Origin of the sequence: Thermostichus vulcanus str. 'Rupite' (assembly GCF_022848905.1) — a bacterium.
Taxonomy (GTDB): domain Bacteria; phylum Cyanobacteriota; class Cyanobacteriia; order Thermostichales; family Thermostichaceae; genus Thermostichus; species Thermostichus vulcanus_A.
Genome location: NZ_JAFIRA010000012.1, coordinates 57,437 through 77,562, shown reverse-complemented (window position 1 = coordinate 77,562; position 20,126 = coordinate 57,437). Strand labels below are relative to the sequence as shown.

The 20,126-nt window shown below is 55.0% G+C and carries 19 protein-coding genes and 1 other RNA gene; 10 read left to right on the top strand and 10 right to left on the bottom strand.

Going from position 1 to position 20,126, the window contains the following annotated elements:
- Window positions 1-372 precede the first annotated feature (372 nt).
- Window positions 373-827, top strand: an RNA gene (rnpB, locus tag JX360_RS06705) — RNase P RNA component class A.
- Here rnpB and JX360_RS06700 read toward each other — a convergent pair.
- Entirely contained in the window at window positions 827-1,477 is a 651-nt protein-coding gene (locus tag JX360_RS06700) for a TetR/AcrR family transcriptional regulator (RefSeq protein WP_244349869.1), read from the bottom strand. The genes rnpB and JX360_RS06700 overlap by 1 nt on opposite strands.
- Before the next feature lie 314 nt (window positions 1,478-1,791).
- Between JX360_RS06700 and JX360_RS06695 the strand changes: the two genes are divergently transcribed.
- From JX360_RS06695 to JX360_RS06680, 4 genes are all read left to right on the top strand, one after another.
- On the top strand, window positions 1,792-2,676 hold the full coding sequence (locus tag JX360_RS06695; protein ID WP_244349868.1) for an acyl-CoA desaturase: 885 nt from the start codon (window positions 1,792-1,794) through the stop codon (window positions 2,674-2,676).
- A gap of 259 nt (window positions 2,677-2,935) precedes the next feature.
- Window positions 2,936-3,844 carry a LysR family transcriptional regulator gene (locus tag JX360_RS06690; protein ID WP_279611305.1) on the top strand — a complete coding sequence of 303 codons (909 nt, stop codon included), beginning with the start codon at window positions 2,936-2,938 and terminating at the stop codon, window positions 3,842-3,844.
- A gap of 285 nt (window positions 3,845-4,129) precedes the next feature.
- Window positions 4,130-4,282 (top strand): photosystem II protein Y, encoded by a 153-nt coding sequence (locus tag JX360_RS17855; protein ID WP_279611304.1) that lies wholly within the window; start codon window positions 4,130-4,132, stop codon window positions 4,280-4,282.
- Window positions 4,283-4,542: 260 nt separating this feature from the next.
- Window positions 4,543-9,225 carry a PAS domain S-box protein gene (locus JX360_RS06680; RefSeq protein ID WP_244349867.1) on the top strand — a complete coding sequence of 1,561 codons (4,683 nt, stop codon included), beginning with the start codon at window positions 4,543-4,545 and terminating at the stop codon, window positions 9,223-9,225.
- Here JX360_RS06680 and JX360_RS06675 read toward each other — a convergent pair.
- From JX360_RS06675 to JX360_RS06665, 3 genes are all read right to left on the bottom strand, one after another.
- Window positions 9,222-10,133 carry a cell division protein FtsX gene (locus JX360_RS06675; protein WP_244349866.1) on the bottom strand — a complete coding sequence of 304 codons (912 nt, stop codon included), beginning with the start codon at window positions 10,131-10,133 and terminating at the stop codon, window positions 9,222-9,224. The genes JX360_RS06680 and JX360_RS06675 overlap by 4 nt on opposite strands.
- Before the next feature lie 101 nt (window positions 10,134-10,234).
- On the bottom strand, window positions 10,235-10,918 hold the full coding sequence (locus tag JX360_RS06670) for a cell division ATP-binding protein FtsE (protein ID WP_425244367.1): 684 nt from the start codon (window positions 10,916-10,918) through the stop codon (window positions 10,235-10,237).
- Between the two features lie 238 nt (window positions 10,919-11,156).
- Window positions 11,157-11,921 carry a WecB/TagA/CpsF family glycosyltransferase gene (locus JX360_RS06665; protein ID WP_244349864.1) on the bottom strand — a complete coding sequence of 255 codons (765 nt, stop codon included), beginning with the start codon at window positions 11,919-11,921 and terminating at the stop codon, window positions 11,157-11,159.
- A 173-nt stretch (window positions 11,922-12,094) separates the two neighbouring features.
- Here JX360_RS06665 and JX360_RS06660 point away from each other — a divergent pair, with 173 nt between their 5' ends.
- The 3 genes from JX360_RS06660 (at window position 12,095) to JX360_RS06650 (ending at window position 13,860) form a co-directional block, all read left to right on the top strand.
- Window positions 12,095-12,751, top strand: a complete 657-nt coding sequence (locus JX360_RS06660) for a ferritin-like domain-containing protein (protein WP_244349863.1) — start codon at window positions 12,095-12,097, stop codon at window positions 12,749-12,751.
- A gap of 175 nt (window positions 12,752-12,926) precedes the next feature.
- A complete protein-coding gene (locus JX360_RS06655) occupies window positions 12,927-13,322 on the top strand; it encodes a cupredoxin domain-containing protein (protein ID WP_244349862.1) in 396 nt (131 codons plus the stop codon).
- A gap of 10 nt (window positions 13,323-13,332) precedes the next feature.
- Window positions 13,333-13,860, top strand: coding sequence for a hypothetical protein (locus tag JX360_RS06650; RefSeq protein WP_244349861.1), 528 nt, complete (start codon window positions 13,333-13,335; stop codon window positions 13,858-13,860).
- Window positions 13,861-13,880: 20 nt separating this feature from the next.
- Here the strand turns inward: JX360_RS06650 and JX360_RS06645 are convergent, their stop codons facing one another.
- The 4 genes from JX360_RS06645 to JX360_RS06630 form a co-directional block, all read right to left on the bottom strand.
- A complete protein-coding gene (locus JX360_RS06645) occupies window positions 13,881-14,168 on the bottom strand; it encodes an RNA-binding S4 domain-containing protein (protein WP_279611303.1) in 288 nt (95 codons plus the stop codon).
- 11 nt (window positions 14,169-14,179) lie between these two features.
- The gene (locus tag JX360_RS06640; RefSeq protein WP_244349860.1) at window positions 14,180-15,562 is read right to left on the bottom strand and encodes an NAD-dependent succinate-semialdehyde dehydrogenase; all 1,383 of its coding nucleotides are present in this window, start codon (window positions 15,560-15,562) and stop codon (window positions 14,180-14,182) included.
- Window positions 15,563-15,711: 149 nt separating this feature from the next.
- Window positions 15,712-16,335: an SRPBCC family protein gene (locus tag JX360_RS06635; RefSeq protein WP_244349859.1), complete on the bottom strand. Its 624-nt coding sequence runs from the start codon at window positions 16,333-16,335 to the stop codon at window positions 15,712-15,714.
- A gap of 95 nt (window positions 16,336-16,430) precedes the next feature.
- Window positions 16,431-16,676 carry a hypothetical protein gene (locus JX360_RS06630; RefSeq protein ID WP_244349858.1) on the bottom strand — a complete coding sequence of 82 codons (246 nt, stop codon included), beginning with the start codon at window positions 16,674-16,676 and terminating at the stop codon, window positions 16,431-16,433.
- 195 nt (window positions 16,677-16,871) lie between these two features.
- Here JX360_RS06630 and JX360_RS06625 point away from each other — a divergent pair, with 195 nt between their 5' ends.
- Together JX360_RS06625 and JX360_RS06620 are read left to right on the top strand one after the other, a co-directional pair.
- On the top strand, window positions 16,872-16,961 hold the full coding sequence (locus tag JX360_RS06625) for a cytochrome b6-f complex subunit PetN (RefSeq protein ID WP_244349857.1): 90 nt from the start codon (window positions 16,872-16,874) through the stop codon (window positions 16,959-16,961).
- A 27-nt stretch (window positions 16,962-16,988) separates the two neighbouring features.
- Window positions 16,989-17,150, top strand: coding sequence for a hypothetical protein (locus tag JX360_RS06620; RefSeq protein WP_244349856.1), 162 nt, complete (start codon window positions 16,989-16,991; stop codon window positions 17,148-17,150).
- Here JX360_RS06620 and JX360_RS06615 read toward each other — a convergent pair.
- On the bottom strand, window positions 17,147-17,545 hold the full coding sequence (locus tag JX360_RS06615; RefSeq protein ID WP_244349855.1) for a DUF309 domain-containing protein: 399 nt from the start codon (window positions 17,543-17,545) through the stop codon (window positions 17,147-17,149). The two genes, JX360_RS06620 and JX360_RS06615, sit on opposite strands and share 4 nt — an antisense overlap.
- Window positions 17,542-20,103, bottom strand: coding sequence for a sensor histidine kinase (locus tag JX360_RS06610; RefSeq protein ID WP_244349854.1), 2,562 nt, complete (start codon window positions 20,101-20,103; stop codon window positions 17,542-17,544). Before JX360_RS06610 ends, JX360_RS06615 begins: the two co-directional genes overlap by 4 nt.
- Window positions 20,104-20,126: the final 23 nt, after the last annotated feature.

Genomic DNA, 20,126 nt, shown 5'->3' with positions numbered 1-20,126 from the left:
GCTTGAGTGTGGTGGTGACCCGTTTCATGGGGACTATTGTATGTACTATTTCTGTTGCTGAATAAATTCAGCCTGTGCGCTTATATCCCCCGGTTAGAAACCGGGGGCTTTACGCTGCTTTTCGTAATATGAGCACCTCCAACCAGAAGGAGAGGATACCTACTCGTATCACAATTCACAATTCTGATTGCCATGCCTTGCTCCACAGTCTGGATAGCTTCTGTAGTGTCCTTGAGATGAAGCAGCCCAGACAAAAAACCTTCTGCAGCTACTCCGAACCCACTGCAGCTACTCCGAACCCAACAGCTCCGCAACCTCAATCCTCAGGGATCCTCTGGGCTGAGGAAGTACAGTAGGATCGAGCTGAAGAGAGAGGAGGGGCAGGCGGTCGCGTCGGTGCTGTCGCTACTAGGCAGCAAGATGAGGAAAGTCCGGGCTTTCAGAAGAACACACCGCTGGGGAAATTCCCAGTGCGGGCAACCGTGAGGATAGTGCCACAGAAACATACCGCCGATGGCTGAATCAGCACCGGTTCAGCACAGGTAAGGGTGCAAAGGTAGGGTAAGAGCCTACCAGCAACGTCGAGAGGCGTTGGCTCGGTAAACCCCGGTGGAAAGCAAGGCCGCAGCGGACAGGATTATGGCTGTTCTTCGCCCCTGTTGGCTGCATCGAGATCACGGTACCCAGTTGGGGAAGGGTGGTCTCGGTGGTGGTGCGCCGCAAGAGGGTGATGGCAACATCACTCCCAGATAGATGATCGCCAGTGCAGGTTCACTCTGCAGATGAACTCTGCACCACAGAACCCGGCTTACAACCTCCTTTCTTTTCACTTCATACCCGTCATACCCGCCATCCATACTTCCACACAGGCTTGCAGCAGCGGTGGGATCCCCTTTTCTGGAGATAGGGTTGAATTGGGATCCGGTTTTGCTGAGCTGGTGGGCAATTGGGCTGTCACTTCCAACACGGCTGCCCCCAAAATCATCAGATGCAAAACCCCTGCGGCTCGACCCACCCAATCTGGCTTAGAAGCCTCCGGGTTTGGTGGAAAGAACCCATACAAATAATCGCGCAGTTGCTCCTGGGCCTTTAGAAAACCTTCTCGCAAAGCCCGCCGATGGGCCGGAGAATAGGATCCTGCTTCTCCCACTAGGGATCGCACCAATTCCGGGTTATCCGCCAAGGCGCGAAAGCAGTTGTAAACATAGTTGAGTAAAATCGACTGGAGCTGGGATCCCTCGATGTTTCCGCTGGGTTGATTTTGCAGGGGCAAATCGGCAATGCCTGAAAACACGCCCAGTTCTCCAAACACCGCCAACAGCAGTCCCTGCTTGGTGCCAAAATGCCGAAATAGAGTTACCTCATTCACTCCAGCCAAATCTGCAATCTGACGGGTGGTGGTCTGGGTGATACCTTGACGGACGAACAGATCCCGGGCCGCCTTGAGCAGCCGTTGTCGAGTGGAGGAATGGGGCATGGTAGAAGAAAACCTGTAGAAGAAAACCTAGCCTAGGGTGCGGCGGCAGACTGCAAGTAACACTTGCATTCACGGTGGAATATCGTTAGGATGAATGTCAACCGAGTTCATCTTGGCGGCACTCTGTTTGCTGCTCTTCTGCTCCTTTTTAGCTGATTCTCCATCTGGGGCACGCTATCGCGAAGCACCGTGGGTATTGGCCAATTGCACCCTAAATTCATTCAAGTTTAAGTTGAGCCGCTGGGATCCGGCGGTCTTCAATACATTGTCGAGATCACCCTAGACTGCCCTTTCTCCTGAGGTTCTATTGGTTCATGTCTGTTTCCCTCCCTTCCAAATCCTCTAGTCATCCAGATTCCCTGACTCAGCCCGATCCGCCAGACTCGCTTCGCTTTGCCTGGGAACATGTGCTCTTCTTTGCCATCTTTCATGGGGTGGCTCTGGTGGGAGGGATTCTCCTATTCTCCTGGTCGGCGTTGGGGGTAGCCTTATTTCTACACTGGTGCTTCGGTAGCCTGGGCATTTGTCTGGGGTATCACCGCCTGTTGAGCCATCGCAGCTTCCAGGTGCCCAAGTGGCTGGAGTATGTGTTTGCCATTTTGGGTGCTCTGGCCATTCAAGGGGGGCCAATCTTCTGGGTGGGGGGCCATCGCCAGCATCATGCCTTCACCGAGGATGAGCAAAAGGATCCCTACTCGGCTCGCAAAGGGTTTTGGTGGAGCCATATGCTCTGGCTGATTTACCACCGTGAGGAGTTCTTTAATCCAGAAAAATATTCTGCTTATGCCCCGGATTTGGTTCGGGATCCCTTTTACCGTTGGTTGGATAAGTACGCCCTGCTTTTGCAATTCCCTCTGGCTGTGGTGCTGTACCTGATGGGGGGGTGGTCGTTTGTGGTGTACGGAATCTTTGTCCGAACGGTACTGCTACTCCACTGCACCTGGTTGATCAACTCCGCCAGCCATTTCTGGGGATACCGCACTTTTGACAGCGACGACAATGCCCGTAACCTATGGTGGGCGGCAATTCTCACCTACGGCGAAGGCTGGCACAACAACCATCATGCCGATCCGAAATGCGTGAAGGCGGGCTTGCGCTGGTGGGAAATTGATATGACCTACTGGGCCATCTGGGTTTTGGCGAGGCTCGGCTTGGCGCGTAAATTGCATCTACCCAACTCCACGGCAGCGACCCGCTAGACCCGCAGACTTGGATGGTTTAGACAACCGTCTAGCTTGAACTCAATCTGTCGCAAAATTCTCAAAATTCTATATCTGCCGGGATCCTCAAGGCTTGGGGATCCTTTTTGTGCCTAGATTTTGTTGACACGGGGAACAGCTAGCTACAGACTCGATTCAGGTCTTGGCTGTGTGGTTGTCCGCGGATTGCCTGACTGAGATCCTCAATTTCTGGGTAAGACAGCCGCGATAGGATGCTTTCAACCCTTAGGGATCCCTCATGAGCAGCAATATCAAACTGGCTCAGTTGCGGGCTTTGGTGGCGGTGGCCAACCACGGCAATTTTAGTGAGGCAGCGCTGCATCTCAACTTGTCTCAATCGGCCATTAGCCACTCGATTGCCAGCCTAGAAGAAGAATTGGGGATCCCGTTGTTGATTCGAGGTCGGAATGGGGCCTTGCCCACCCCCACGGGTGAACGGGTGCTCGACCATGCCCGCCAGATATTGAAATTGTTGGAAGCGATCGAACAGGAGGCTTTGCGAGAACGGGGCTTGCAGGGTGGCAAGCTGAGAATTGGCTCCTTCCGCAGCGCTGCGACCCATCTGCTGCCCCCGATTTTGTCTCGGTTTCGCAACCGCTTCCCCAATATCGAGATTACGATCCTGGAGCACGACGAATATGCCGGGGTAGAAGAAGATCTACGGGAAGGGCGGGTGGATTTGGGCTTTACCCATTTGCCCTGTGGCACTGAGTTTGAAACCTTCGAGATCCTACGGGATGAATATGTTGCCCTGTTGCCTCCTCACCACACCTTGGCAGATGGGCCTTTAACCTGGGATCAACTGGCCCAACTGCCTCTCATTTTGAGTGCGGATAACTCCGGCTGCTGCGGATTGGCCTTAGAAAATCACTTGCGTCGGGCGGGCCAAAGCTTTCGCTATGCCTACGAAGTCCGGGAGGATTCGACAGTGGTGAGTATGGTGGCTCAGGGGCTCGGGGCCGCGATCTTACCTCGCTTGGCTGCCGAACCCGTGCCTGTGGGGGTACAGATTCGCAGTTTGCCGGATCCCTTGGAGCGGGTGATCGGGGTAGCTTTGCGGGCCAATGGCTTGCATACCCCGGCTGTGTATGCCTTTTTGGATGCCATTCGCGGTACGGGCCTATTTGCCACAGCATCGGTGGCCTAGATCCGCCAAAATCTGCCCAGTTGGGATCCCGATTTGGGTTTATTCTGGACATACAGCCCTTCCGCTAGTCACCTAGCACGGGATGAGTCCCCAGAAAAATGGGTTAGGGACACAACCGTTGTTGTAGCAAACCCGCGCAAGGGCTGTAATCACCATTCCAAAGGTTGTGCCACAACACACTGGGATCCCCCGGTTGAGGAGGTATCGTCCAGTCGGAGGGATCCCGACAACAGCTAACCTTGGAAAGCCTTGTTCTTGCCAATCTTTACAGGGGGATGAAAGACCATGGATATTGATTTTCGTCCGGTTATCGTTTTGGGACCCATTGTCTTGGTGGTGGGTTGGGCTGCCTACAACATCATCAAGGCTGCTATTAAAGGAGAGGCCAAACTCTTTGGCGAAAGGGGCAACAATCCCTTTGGCAAAGAGGGCAACTGAGTCAGAATCCTATCAATTCAATGGGGCTATTTGAGGATCCCTAGCCTTGGGGAGAACAGGTTAGGGAGCTAAGCTTCTACTCAGTTCTTGTTACTGTTGTTATAGATAGCAGAGCAGCACATCGAAAACCATTCTGCCCCCTTTCCGGGTCGTAGAGGGGAAGCTGAGCGCTATGCTAGGGGTATCTCTTTTTATACCGCTGAGCTCCGGGGTGAGCTTGTCCCCTGGGTTCGGTGGGTTCTTCGTGATCTGCCCGACCTATGCCAAAGGCTCCTCTCCCCCCTGATGAAACGCAACGGTTAGCTGCCCTGCGCGAATACCACGTTTTAGATACTGCCCCCGAAGCCAGCTTTGATGAGTTGGTGCGCTTGGCTGCTTTTGTCTGTGGCACTCCCGTTGCTTTGGTCAGCCTCATTGATGCTGATCGGCAGTGGTTTAAAGCCAAACTGGGGCTGGAAGTTGAACAAACCCCCCGGGATGTTGCTTTTTGTGCCCATGCCATCTTGAACCCACAAGAGCCTTTGGTGGTCGAAGATGCTCAACAGGATGAGCGCTTTGCCGATAACCCCTTTGTTACGGGAGAGCCCCATGTTCGCTTTTATGCCGGGATCCCGTTGGTGACCCCAGAAGGCAGTGCCTTGGGCACCCTATGTGTCGTAGACTACCAGCCCCGCCACCTTAGCCCCGAGCAACTGGAGCAACTGAAAGCCTTAGGCCATCAGGTGGTTGCTCAATTGGAGTTGCGCCGTAGCCTGACTCAGCTTTCCCATGCCCCACTGACCCCACCTTACAAGTCCACCCATTCGGCTAGCCAATCCCGTCTGAAGAAAGCCTTTCTGCTCAAAGTCACAACTGGGTTTGGTATTGCGGCTCTCCTGTTGGGTGGAGTTGCTTACCTAACACAGCGCAATGTTTTGCGGCTTCCCCAAGTCACGGCCCAGGTGACCCACACCTTTGAAGTCCTTAAAAATCTAGAGGATCTGCTGGCAGAAGCCCGCTCTGCAGAAACTGATCAACGGGGCTACCTCTTGACCGCCGACATCAGCTACCTGAATGCCTACCGAGAAAGTCTTCAGGCTATCCCGACACGGGTGCAGCTGTTGCGAGAGCTCACCTCTGATAATCCAGCCCAGCAGGAGCGCCTGGATCAGCTGGAGCAATTGCTGGAACAGCGGCTGAGTTTGTTGCAGGAGTTGGTCGATCTTAGGGATCAAGAAGGATTTGCAGCTGCTCAACAACAGCTACAGCATTACGAAGGACCAAGGGTAATGGATCAGATCACGGCCCTGATCCAGGTCATGCAGCAGGAAGAAAACCGCCTCCTACAGGAGCGCAGCTTCCGTGTTCAGCTCACCCAGATCAGCGCCAATGCCACATTCTTTGGCGGATTGGTTTTTACCTATGTTGTTTTGTTGTTGGTTTACCTATTGATTCGGCGGGAAATTGAAGAGCGGGAACGGGCGGAAATCACGCTCAAACAGGAGCGAGATTTTACCAATGCGGTTATCGATACAGCAGGGGCGTTGGTGGTGGTGATGGATCCTGAAGGGCGCATCCTCCGCTTCAACCAGGCAGCTGAGCAATTGTCTGGCTACGCGCTAGCGGAAGTCAAAGGACGGCGCCTATGGGATGTGGGGCTGATCCCACCGGAAAACATTGCTGGGGTTAAGCAGGCTTTTCAAAACTTGAGGAGCAATGATCTATTAACTCGCCATGAGAATTTTTGGCGTACCAAACAGGGAGCTTTACGCTTAATCTCTTGGTCAAATACGGCCTTGGTCAATGAGAACGGCTCGATTGAATTCATTATGGGCACGGGCATTGACATCACCGATCGCAAACTGGCAGAGATGGCCCTGAAAGAGAGTGAAGAGCGCTATCGGGATCTGTTTGAGAACGCTACTGATCTTATCCAAAGCGTTGACTTTGAAGGTAACTTTATCTATGTTAACCGAGCTTGGAAACAAACTCTAGGCTATAGCGAAGAAGAGCTCAGAAACCTCACTGTGTTTGACATCATTCACCCAGATTATCATCAGCACTGTCAGGCTGCTATGCAGCGGTTGTTTGCGGAGGGCAAGATCGAACATGTTGAGACAGCTTTTCTCACGGCTACAGGAGAAACAATTTGGTTGGAAGGTAACGCTAGTTGCCGCGTTGTAGATGGTAAACCCATTTCTACCCGTGGTATCTTTCGGAATATTACGGAAAGAAAGCAGGCAGCCGAAGAGCTAGAACGTCAACATCGCCGTGCCAAACTGCTCGCGGAACTGAGTCTGAAAATTCGGGAGTCTTTGCGGATTGAAGAAATCTTAGAGACAGCTGTTCGTGAAATTCAAGCTCTACTCAATACCGATCGTGTCTTAGTCTATCGCTTTCAGGCGGATCGATCAGGCAAAGTGGTGAATGAAAGAGTTCGAGAGGGTTACACTCCTCTACTTGGACAAGTCATTGAGGATGACTGTTTTCGACGCAGTTTCTATAATTTATATGCTGAAGGCCGTATCAAGGCAGTCCATGACATCACCGCTGGGGATTTAAGCGATTGTCATATCAATCTATTGCAGCGCCTCCAGGTGAAAGCCAATGTGGTAGTTCCAATCTTTTTACAAAGAGAGTTATGGGGTTTATTGATTGTCCACCATTGTTCTGAACCCCGTCACTGGCACTCCTTTGAGGTGGAATTACTCTCCCAATTGGCCAATCAAATTGGCATTGCCTTGGCTCAAGCTGAACTCCTAGAACGAGAGAAACAACGCAGTCTTGAATTGGAACAAGCGCGTAAGCTAGCTGAAAAAGCCTCGGAAGCCAAGAGCAGTTTCTTGGCCACCATGAGCCACGAAATTCGCACCCCCATGAACGCGGTACTGGGGATGACAGGGCTTCTGCTGGAGACTGATCTGACTCCAGAGCAACGGGACTTTGTCGAGACCATCCGCATCAGTGGCGATGCCCTACTCACTTTGATTAATGAAATCCTCGATTTCTCCAAGTTAGAAGCTGGAGAAATGGAGCTGGAAATTCTTGACTTTGATTTGGGATCCTGCTTGGAGGAAGTTGCGGATTTGTTTGCGCCAAGTGCCCATGCCAAGGGATTGGAACTGGGGGTGTTGATTCAGGAGGAGGTGCCCCGGCAGTTACGGGGGGATGGATCCCGGTTGCGACAGATCCTCAACAATTTGGTGAGCAATGCTATTAAGTTCACCCATTCTGGTGAAGTGGTCTTGCAGGCTGAGCTCTTGAACCAAACCGATACTCATGCCCACCTGAAAATAGCTGTGAAGGATACGGGCATCGGGATCCCGCGAGAGTTACAATACAAACTGTTTCAGCCTTTCAGCCAAGTGGATGCTTCCACAACTCGCAAATATGGGGGTACGGGGTTGGGCTTGGCCATTTGTAAACAATTGACGGAGTTGATGGGGGGTCGGATCAGCGTAGAAAGCGAAGAAGGCCGGGGCAGCACCTTCAGCGTAGAACTGACCCTAGAGAAGCAACCCGCCGGTACCGGAGAGCAGTCGCCTCAACCTCTGGCGCGCATTCCCGCCGATCTGCGGGGTAAACGGCTGCTCATTGTGGATGACAACGCCACCAACCGCAAGATCGTCCGTTACCAGACCACTGCCTGGGGCATGCTTGTGGAAGAGGCGGAAAATGCCCAGCAAGCTCTAGAGAAGCTGCGGCAAGCGATTCGAGACGGGATCCCCTTTCCGGTGGCGGTGCTGGATATGCAGATGCCAGAGACGGATGGGGAAACTTTGGGCCGTTGGATTAAAGGGGATCCGCAACTGGCGGATACGCAACTGGTGATGATGACCTCGATTGGGTTCGGAGAGGTCTCCCACCGCATTCTGGAGATTGGCTTTGCCGCCTACTTGATCAAGCCGGTCAAACAAACTCGTCTGCGGGAGGCTCTGGCTATTGCACTGGGCAAACCGTCGGGTTTATCCGTTCCGATGTTGAGCATGAGCGCCCCTGAGGCGCAGGCAGCTTGGCTCAGTGGGATCCAAGCTTCACAACCGGATCCCGCTAAGGAGCAACTCTCGATTCGGATTTTGTTGGCAGAAGATAACCCTGTCAATCAGAAGGTAGCTTTGCGGCAGTTGCGCAGCTTAGGCTATGCAGCCGATGTGGTGGCCAATGGCCAAGAAGTTTTGGATTTGCTGGAGCATATCACCTACGACCTCATCCTGATGGATTGCCAGATGCCGGTGATGGATGGCTATGAAGCGACTCGCCGTATTCGCCAACAGGAGGCGGGATCCGACCGACACACCGTGATCATTGCCATGACCGCCAATGCCCTGCGGGAAGATCGAGAACGCTGTCTGGCAGCGGGGATGGATGACTACCTGAGTAAGCCCGTGTTGAAAGAAGATCTAGAAAAAATGCTAAGCCATTGGAGTCAGGTTGTATCCAAGGCTGCAACCGCTTCAACCCCTGAGGGATCCCTGTCGGAGTCAGAAGCTAACTTAGCCCGTGATCAGATCCCTGAAGTCCCGATTGGTATTGAGGAGGAGGATGTGGATCTTTCCGGTCTTGCTCCCCATCCTACAGACCCCCCGACTCTCCCCTATCCGATCAACCATGATCATCTAGGACGAGTTTCCGGCGGCGATCGGGCATTTGAGCAAGAGCTCTTACAGGTGTTTACCGAGGATGCGGCTGAACAACTGCACCAGATTCATCAAGCCATTGCCCAGCAAAATGGAGAAGTTTTGCGCAAAATTAGCCACCGCCTCAAAGGAGCTAGTGCCAATGTGGGGGCGGAAGCCTTTTGTCAAATTGTGCGGGAGCTAGAGCAACTGGGGTTGCAGTTTGCTCATAACCAGGAGCGTGGATCGGGATCCCAAGCTGAGGACTGGCTGCGCCCACGACAAGCCTTGGGAGATCTGGAACAAGCCCTCGCTGATATTCGCCAACACCTGAGTCGCCTAAATTAGCGACCTGCGGACTTGCGCACCGCGATCAAACTGCTGGTGGTGCCCAGGAAAACCCCCATTCCCAAAAGCATCAGGGGCAAAAACCAAAACTCCAACTGATTCGGATCCGCCTGCACCACTTTCAAGAACGGGAAGGCAATCAACTTCTCCAGCAGCTCCTGCAGCAATTGCTGGGATCCCAATACCAATCCCCAGGATCCTACTGCACTGACCACCCCAAACAGGCAACCCTGCAAAATAAAAGGCAGATAAATCCATGCTGCCGTTGCTCCCACCAGTTGCATCACCTCGATCTCGCGCCGCCGGGCCATGACGATCAGGCGAATCGTCGTCGTGATCACTGCAACCGCCGTCAGGGCCAACACCCCGGTGATCCCCAGGGATCCCAGCCGCAGTATTTCCTGAATCTGGCCCAGTTGCTCCACCACCTGGTCGCCGTAATAGACTTCATCCACCCCCTCCAGTTGGCGAATCTGGGTTGCCACCTCCCCCAGTGCCTCGGCAGAATCTGCCTTCACTCGCATTGCATCCACGAGCGGGTTATCCCCCAACTGGGTTTGAATAGCCGCCTCATCCTGAATCCCCATCTCCAGCAGCAGGGTACGCCAGGCTTGATCTTTGGTGATCACCTTCACTTCCGCCACATGAGGCAATTGGGTGACTTGGGGCTGCAAATCCACCGCCTGCCGTTCCGGCTCCAGGTAAACGGAGATCTCCAACTGTCCTCCCAGGGACTGCACCGTCGCATCGACCCCCCAGGACAGCTCGACGCTAATGCCCACCAGAAACAGCAGCACCAACAGGGTACTCACAGCAGCCCAGTTCAGCCAGCCCCCCCGCCGTAACCCCAAAAAGGTCTCTTGCAAGAGATACCGAGTTTTATTCAGAAATCGGGAGAGAGCTTGCATTTCCATTCACCGTCCAACTACGCGCCCAATACTCATCCAGCCCCAGGGATCCTGTGGATCTCAATGGGAGACCTAACTAACTGCCGAGTCCCAGCAGCCCTTCAGCGCATATCATACAAACGTCCTCCCTCCACTCGCACCACTCGATGCCCAGCCCGCTCCACCAAATAAGGGTCATGGCTGGTCATCATGATGGTCACCCCAAAGGAGTTGAGCCGTTCCAAAATCTGCAAAACCAGCAGGGAATTCTCCGGATCCAGGTTTCCCGTCGGTTCATCGGCTAGCAGCAACACGGGCATATTGACAATGGCGCGGGCTAAGCTGAGCCGCTGTTGTTCCCCCCCTGAAAGCTCATGGGGAAAGCGATCCCGTTTTTCCGTCAGTCCCACCATCTTTAAGGTTGGCCCAATGCGGCGGCGAATTTCTGCAGGCGATAACCCTTGTGCCCGCAACACAAAGGCAACATTTTCTGCCAAGGTGCGATTGGCCAGGAGGCGATAGTCTTGAAAGACTACCCCCAGCCGCCGCCGCAACATCGCCAGAGGACGAGGCGGGATCCGATAGGGGCGATGGCCCTCGGAAGAAAATAGGCATACCCGATCCACCATGACCGTACCTTGAGTGGCTTGGTCGGCCCCATAGAGCAGCCGCAACAGAGTAGACTTGCCCGCCCCCGATACCCCCGTTACAAACACAAACTCGCCGCGGCGTACCTCCAAATCCACATCCCGCAACACCAAGTTGCCATTCGGAAAGACTTTACTCACCCCCCGCAACGACACCATACTGTTCAGGGCTTGCATGGCTCCGGGCTGAGTGCTGCCGTAAAACCCCAAGGTGGCATCTGGATCCGGTTGGGTGGGGAGGGTGGGTGTGGGGGCGGTGCTGGCCCAGGAACTGCAGAAGTGAGGGTTATAGCCGACGTGTTGACCGATCATGGTGAAAAGAGCCTAGAGAGAAGACAAGGACTCTGTCCCGCTGTTGCTCCGCAACGCTGACGCGAAGACGCGAGCGGTGCCAAGATTAGGGGGTCTTCCGGGAAGAGGGATCCCGCAGCACCCGCCAGGCAAACCTGGGTAAAGCCAACATCCGTCGCCAGCGCCAGGGTTCCTGATAGAGACGATACAACCATTCCAACTGATGGTCACGCCACCAACGGGGGGCCCGCTCTTTTTTTCCAGCCCAAATATCGAAACTGCCCCCGATGCCAATCCAGATCGCCTCGGGCAAAAGGCGGCGCTGAGCCTGAATCCAAAGCTCCTGCCGCGGGGATCCCAGCCCCACCAACACCAACTGTGGCTGAAAACTTCGAAGGGCTTGTAAAACTTGCGCTTCCTGCTCAGGGGAGAAGTAGCCGTGGCTACCCCAAAGACACAATTGCGGAAACTGGGCCTGCCAAGACTGGATTGCCGCTGCATTCACCTCGGGCTTACCTCCCACCAAGGCCAAGCGCCACCCCCGCTCTGCGGCCACTTGAATCAAGGTTTCCGCCAGCTCAATCCCAGGTACCCGCTGGACGGTAACCCCCTGCCGTCGCAAGGCCCATACCACCCCGGCTCCGTCTGGGATCACCAGCTCTGCGGCTTTCAGCACCTGCGCAAAGTGGGGATTCTGATGGGCCAGCATGATCATTTCTGGGTTGCAAGTGATCACCTGAGCCCCCTGACCGTCATCAATGCGGGCCTCGATCCAAGCGGCATAGCTCTGCAGATTGGCCTCTGGCAGCGGGATGTGGAGCTGAACTCCCAAAATCGAGTCGGTCGTTAACGGCACTACCACCCGTTGCATGCTCTGGAAACTCGGCTGTTTAAACACAACCTCCAAAATAACAGGGATCCCGACATCGGCTCCGAGGCATCCAAACTCTGAAGAACGGCGTATCCCCATCAGACCGGGTTGAGGGGTGATGACAGTGGCCCCCGACGGTAGTTCCGATACGTTTTCAGGACAGGAGACTTTCGATGAAGACCTCAAAAACCCCATGGGCTCTGCCTCGCCTTGCTGCCGAATGGGATCCCAGCACCTCTCGCCGTAGCCTGTTGTTGACCGGCTTGTTGGCCGGGGTGGGGGGAGCGATCGGGTTGAGCAGCCTGCCCAGTGCCGCCCAATCCAATGCCGATATTGCCATCCTCAACGCCGCCATTGACCTGGAACAACAGGCCATTTGGGCCTACAAAACCGCTGCCGGTAAGTTGAGCAGCACCGATGTGGGGAAGGTGGTATTGGATGTAGCCACCAAAAACCTCAAAGATCACGAGCAACATCGGGATCTGTTGGTGGGTGCTGTCCGGCAGTTGGGGGGAACCCCTGCCCCGGCCCGCGACAGCTACGACCTCTCCACCTACATTGATGACAAAGAAGGCAATCTCGACTCCGATGCCAACATCGCTAAGCTCGCCCTTGCGCTAGAGTTCGATGCGGCGCTGGCCTACAATGATGCATTTATCCAACTGTCCAACAAAGACTTGGTGGCTGCTGCCAGCACCATTGGCCCCAATGAAGTTGCCCACGCTACAGCGATCCGGGCCGTCTTTAACAGTCTCGACTCCAGCATCTTGGTGGTGCCCTCTCCCTTCGTCAGTGCTGACACGCGGGAACGCTGGATCTTGAAGGTATAGGGTTTGTCTGGGTGATGATCCCCAAGGTTATCCGTCGAGCCTTGGCTGAGCTTTTTGGGGCCTTGGGGATCCTCACTAGGAGCATCAACCGGGTGATCCGGAGAGTTGCCGTTGTTGCTGTTGACTGGGGTCATTGACCCATTTTTCTCTTCTGGACTGATGCGGAGAAAACACTATGCCCATGACGCGGCGTTTGTTGCTGCTAACCGGATTGGGATCTGCGCTCAATGTGGGGGCGATCTTGGCGGTGGATCGCTGGCGACAGGCTGACTCCTTGGCGGAGGGGGATCCTGTTGAAGCGACAGCAGCAGTCTCGGAGGCTGAGGTGATCATTCGCGGGTTTCAATACTTGCCTGCGGAGGTCACCCTGAAGCGAGGCGGCACCATCACCTTTACCAACGAAGACTCTACCCCCCACACCGCCACACCCTTAGATGGGGCGCAATTTCAGGGGACAGGGCGGCTGCGGCGTAACGAGAGTAAAGTGGTGGTGTTCGAGGTAACTGGGATCCAGAACTATTTCTGCGATATCCACCCCAGTATGGTAGGCCGTATTGTCGTTGTGGATTGAGGTATTGGCCATGCAAACGGAAACCCTGGCCTCCCCTGCCCCCTTCTGGAACATCTGTCGGCGGGTTTACCTGGTTTGGGCGGTTTTGTTGTTGATGGGGTTTGCGGCCACCCAGTTTCACCAGGAGGCCAGCATCAACTGGCTGTGGTTGGTGATTTCCCTGCTGGGGTTGGGCTACATGGTGCGGCAGACGAGTTTGCCGGAGTTTCGGGCGGCGGGCTTGGTCCATCTTTACTTTGTCGGCTTGGTGTGGACACTGGTGATCGCACTGGGCATGGTTCTGTCGGTGTTGCCGTTTGTCGGTCGTACTGCTTTAGCATCCCTCAGCCAGTATTTGGGGGTGTTTTGGCTGTTTCAGATGGGGCTGGGCCATTGGTTAAATGGCATGGTGGATCCGCCCCGGCGCCCCTACTGGATCACAGGGGGGATCCAAATTTTGGCTGGCATCGTTTGCCTGGTATGGGGGTTGGAGTGGCAATTTTTGGTGGCAGGAGGAGTTGGGGCCTTAGCAATGCTGCTCCTCATCCCCTTGCATTAGGTACCGCCCTCCTCATGGCTCTAATCGGTGGGGGAGGGATCCGGATCCACCTCGGTATCCCAGCGCACTTGCCAAAGCTGTCCTAGCGCCACCACTTCATCCCCAAAGCGCAGCTTGCGCCCCCGCCGGGTTTCCACTTGGCCGTTCACCTGCACCTGCCCCGTCAGGATCAACTGCTTCGCCTGCCCGCCAGTGGGGACAACTCCCGTTAGCTTCAGGAATTGATCCAGTTTGATGACGCTACGCGTCGTGCGGGGCACGATAAAAGAATCCGCTGCCGCAGATGCAGTGGAGTCCTCCGGTTCCATCTGCTCCTCCATTACTTCACCCAAAAGGTTTTGATGTTAACAAATTCCAGGATCCCTTCCCGGCTCAGTTCCCGCCCATAGCCAGAACGTTTAATGCCGCCGAAGGGCAAGCGGGGGTCAGACTTGACCAGACCATTGATAAAGACGGATCCCGCCTCAATCTCCATCAGCAGGCGCTCCTGCTCGTTTGGGTCAGTGGTCCAGGCGCTGGCTCCCAACCCAAACGGGGTACTGTTGGCCAGACGGATTGCCGCCTCCAGGTCCGGCACTTCAAACAGCAGCGCCACCGGGCCAAACACCTCCTGCTGCGCCACCGGATGCTCGGCAGGGATCCCGCTCAAGACCGTGGGTAGGTAGAAATTGCCCCCCAGCGGGGATCCACCCACCCAGACCTTAGCCCCCGCCTGCACCAGAGCCTGCACCTGCCCATCCACTTCCTGCAAAATGCTCGGGGTAGCCAAAGGCCCTACTTCGGTTTGCGGATCCAGGGGATCCCCGACTTTGAGTTGGCGGAATCGCTCCACCAGGGCGGCGGTAAAAGACTCGGCGATGGTGCTGTGCACAATAAATCGTTTGGCAGCGATGCAGGATTGGCCATTGCTGATCAGACGCGCCGTGACGGCTGTAGAGACTGCCGCCTCCAAATCGGCACTGGGCAAGACGATGAAGGGATCGCTCCCCCCCAATTCCAGCACCGTCTTTTTCAGGTGTTGACCGGCCAAACGGGCCAAACTGGATCCCGCCGCTTCGCTACCCGTGAGGGCGGCCCCCCGCACCCGTTCATCCGCTACCACTTCCGCCACCTGCGCTGCACTAATCAACAGCGTTTGAAAGACCCCTTGCGGAAATCCCGCCTCCCGGAAGATCGCCTCCAGGCACAAAGCCGATTGGGGCACATTGGAGGCATGCTTGAGCAAGAGCGTATTGCCCGCCATCAAGGCCGGAGCTGCACAGCGAAACACCTGCCAAAAGGGGAAGTTCCAGGGCATCACCGCCAAAATCACCCCCAAGGGTTGGTAGCGGATGCCGCTGCAGCTGGCATCACTGGCCACCAGTTGTTCCGCCAGAAACCCCGCTGCTGTTTCGGCGTAGTACCGGCATACCCAGGCGGATTTTTCCACCTCTGCAATGGCAGAGGCTAAGGTTTTGCCCATCTCCAGGGTGATCAGGCGGCCAAACTCGGCTTTTCGCTCCAACAGAATCTCCGCTACCCGCTCCATCCAAGCGGCCCGCTGGGCAAACGGGATCCAGCGATACTCCTGAAACCGCTCCTGCGCTTGTGCGATACAGGTTTGAATCTTCCGGGAGTCAAAAACTGGGTAGCGGCCCAAAACCTCCCCGGTGGCGGGGTTAAGGCTGACCAGTTGCCCCGACTGTGCATCTTGCCCCATCATCCCTCTCCCTGAGCACCTCTTTCTCCACTCTGGCACTTCACCCCAGCTTAGAATGGAAAGATTTGTGGATTTCAAGCCCTTCTGGAGGGATCCCGCCAAGACTTCTATCCGGAAGTTCCATGGAAAGAGGACTAGAATCACACCCGGATTCACAAACTCAGGGATCGCTCGCGGATGGCTTGCAGGTTGACAGCCAAATCTTGCCGGATACGCCGTTCCACCATGCCAATGGGCATTCTGCGGGGAGGTTTGACCTCTAGGTGATAGGTCAGCAGAGTCTGGTCTGCCGGGCAAGGGCTCAAATCCCAAAATCCCTCGAACAGGAGAAAATCCCCCTGGGTTTTTTGAAAGCGTACCTGTTGGGGAAAAATCTCCTCAATCGCCAGAACCACTGTGGCGGAAAACTGGGCAAATAAGAGCTTTTGGGATCCCACTTGGCGGACCAACTTGCGGCCATTTTCATGGCCAATGACCCGACTTTCCACCAAATTGGGAATAAACTCTGCCAGATGGTCGTAATCGGTCAACACCTGCCAAATTCGTTCCCGCTCGACAGGAATGGGCACACTGCCCCGCAGCTGGCGGCGACGCTCCCCCAAATCCACCACTTCAATCTGAATATCTGACGACTCCGTCCCGCTGTTGCTCCGCAACGCTGACGCCAAGACGCGAGCGGGAATCGGGATCCCCTCTTCCAGCCCAGGATCTTCTTCTGCGGGATCCGTGGGCAGCAGCGGGCTAGGGACATCCGGCCATTCGGGGTCAGAGGGCATGGGAAAGATCGTGAAAGCTGGCCTTATGATACCGTTCATCAACAACAGAGCAGGCCCATCGGATGGGTATTGCTTGCGGGATCCCCTCAAGATAATCAGGGGAAAAGAGCCTTGAACCAACCGATGATCACATCCCACACCCGCTCCACAAAAGCAAAGGGATCCCGTAACTCCTGGAGCACCTGCCGCGGGCCGATATTAAAAACCACGAACAGCACCGCCAGAATGATCACAATCCCTACCGTTGTCCAGACAGCCTCTCGAACCACCCGTACCCAAAAAAACAGCAGAAAGGCAGCAATGATCACAGCGGCGATCAGCGGCAACATTTCCAGGGTCATTGGGATCCCACCTTGTTCAGCTTTGGAGTTTTTGGCGTACCCCTACTTTATCCAGCCTATGCCCAGCAAAGGTATTCGCGGATGCCGAAAGGACTCCGTCCCGCTGTTGCTCCGCAACGCTGACGCGAAGACGCGAGCAGCAAGGGATCCCATCCCGTAAAATGAGATCACTTTGTACTGGTACTCAGCTTACCCATGGACATCATTACCCTCGGCTGGATTGCGGTTCCTACCTTCTTTGTCCTCTCGATTGCCCTCGTGGTTTGGGGTCGCAACGGCATGTAATCGATAGGGATACCCCTTGAAAGTGACATGGAAACCGAGCTTCCCCTCTTCACCCAAATCGCCTATGGCAGCATCTTTTTGCTGTTGGCAGTGGTGACCTTAGGTGTTGGTTATATCACCTTCATCGATTGGCGGGATCGGCGGCGGCGCAATGAGATGGAGCGTAAAATCCGTCGTCCCAAGCGTTAAGGCTCCTCAGTCTTGTTTTCGACTGACTCCAGAGTAGGGATGGTCAGACCCGGCAAGGGATCCCCCTCAGGCAGTTGAGACAGCTGTCGTAGGTTGGTTTGGTTGGCTCGCCACAGAGAGAGCACATCCCAACCGGCGTAGGTGGGCAAATAATCTGCCAGTTTGCCATTGGCTTCCCCCAGTAGGATCATGCAACCGCGCCGGTTCTGGTTGGTGAGGTGATAGTAAGCCACCGCCGTTTGCAATAGCCCTTGGTAAAAGCGCCGCTCCGGCTCAACCGCCTCCATCCACAGGGCTTCTAGGCTGTCATGGCAGGCGTAAAATTCCCCCCGGTTAAACTGCTGGACAGCCAACTGCAACGTTACATCCTCTTGATCGGGTCTGGGATCCGTCATGGGCAGGCGCGTAGCGGCAGCGAACCACCGCGGATCAAGGGGGAGACATACGTGGGTAGGGATCCCTGAGGCAGAACCAACGTAAAGCAAGTTTTGCCATAACCACTTTCCACCGCCACACTGCCCTTGAGCCGTTCCATCAACTGTTTCACCAAAGCGAGGCCCAACCCCGTTCCCCCCCGTTTCCAGGGATCCCCGTTGGGTATTCGGTAAAACTTTTCAAAGATTCGTTCTTGCTCCTGGGGAGGAATCTCGATCCCCTCGTTGATCACTTGAATGTACACCAAGCCAGGAGGCAGTCGGTAAGCCTTGACTTGAATACGGTGTTTTGGGGGGGTGTACTTACAGGCATTGTTCACCAACTCTTGGATCACCCGTGCCAAACTAGCCTGATCCGTGACCACCTTGCCCACATTTGGATCAATTTGCCACTGGAGATCCTGCTGAACTGACTTGGCTCGTTCCAGAAAGGGATACAGCAGAGAGGGCAACCAACCCGCCAGCGGGATCTCCTCTAACGTTAGGACTTTGGATCCCAACTCCAACCGCTGCAGATCCAGCAAATCGTTCACCAGTTCCGTTTCTCGCTCACATTCTGTTTCCAAGACGGTTAAATAGCTGGAGCGCTTCTGAGGATTTTTGGTGCTTTTGAGCAGGTGAATCGCCATCTTCATGTTGGTGATCGGGGTACGCAACTCATGAGAGACCGTGCTGAGAAAGTCATCTTTGAGCTGATTGAGGCGTTCTAGCTCCTCCACTTGTTCTAGGGAGGTTTGGTAGAGACGGGCTTGACGAATGGCGATGGCACAATGGTTGGCCACCTGCTGCACCAACTGCATTTCCAACTCATCGAAGCTGTGTTCGGATCTCTTGACCAGCCCTAGATCTCCCAACACCCCCTGATCATCCCGCAATGGACACAACAACACCGCGACCTTTTGCCGAGAAGGAATTAACCCTTGTCCCGGCAGATCACAAAACTGGCTCATCTGCCCCGATTGCAGCTGTTGGTAAAGGGCTGGATGTTCTGCCATGGGGATTGTCAGCCCTCCTGCGGCAGGCAAGGTGGCGGTGTACTCGTAGCGAACCGTGGCTTCTCCCGCAACGGGGTCATAAAGGCAAATATCGCAACACTCAATCGGCAATCCCAAGGCCAGTTCTTGCACCACCGCCCGCAAAATCTTGGCTTCATCCAAGCTATCCCGCACTTGATCAGTGATGCGCTTGATCAGAGCCTCCATTTCCAAAGAACGTCGTAGGGCTGCCGTCCGCTCTTGCACCTGTTTTTCGAGATGAATATTCAGGGTCTGAATCTGTTGGTAGAGCTGGTTTTGGGCGATGGACATGGCCAAATGGACCCCAACTCGACTCAGCAATTCCACATCTGCCGGCGACCAAAGGGGGGACTCATTAATTTTCAACTCTCGCCACGCCTCAAACGAAATCTGGGGCAATCGCTGTCGGGGATCCCCTTCTGCAAAGCCCTCCGTGCTCCGATACCCAGCCCAGTGGGTTTCCACATACACCGCCCCACGAAACACGCTCAGCCAACCCACCTGTTGGTCATTCCAACGGAGCTGTAACAGGATCAAGCCACGAATGGGCGTTTGCTGGATGGGCTCAAAAAAGTGGAGCCATGGTTTCAAGTTGGACAACATCCAAACTTTGGCCAGTCCTGACTGATCCTGCTGCGCAGGCAGAAGGGTCTGCTTCTGAAGCTGTTCTTGCAGCCAATCCTCATAGCCAGTTGGGGGTTGTAGGCCGTGGCTATGTAGAGTGGATCCCTCTGAAGTGAAGATTTGTAGCCGAGCGCCAATCCCGTGTAACCCAGCGGTCAGCTGCTCTAGCACGGTCGTCAAGGTGGAACTGGGGTGAACCGGAGAATGCAAAAGAGCTGCGATCTGATTGATTAAACTTTCCTGTTGGGCCTTTTGTTGAGCTTGCTCCAGCAATTCTGCCTGGGCAATGGCGATAGAAACTTGATCCGCCACCAACTGCACCACTTGCAGTTCTTCATTCGAATAAGCTCGCGGTTCGGCATGATGGGAGACCAACAGTCCCCAGAGGTGCTGATGATGCATTAGGGGAATGGCCAAAGAAGAAGCCACCCCCATACCTTTCAGATAGTGGATGTGACAGGGATCCACCGGTCGCTGGGGTAGCTCGTGGTCGGGTAAGGGCTGAACCTTGGTGGGTAAAGTCAAGTATTCCGGCTGGCTAATGGAGCGACTCTGGGCCTCCACATCCACGATCACCCGGACTTGAGCGCGTCGAAACAGTTGGCGAGCCTGAGGGGGAATATCGCTGGCCGGGAAAGAAAGCCCCCGCAGAGAGGGAAGGCGACCCTCGCGGATCGACTCTGCAATCACCTTGCCATGGCCCTCCGGATCAAAGCGGTAGACCTTGACCCGATCCGTGCCCAGAAAGGAGCGCACTTCCTCGACGGTGGCGGTCAAAATTTGGTTGAGTTGCAAAGATTGCCGAATTTGATTGGTAATGCGGTTGATCAGGGCATCTCGGTGGAGCCGGACATTAGAAGATGGAATCTCAACACTCATAATCGCAAGCCTGTGTAAAGGGG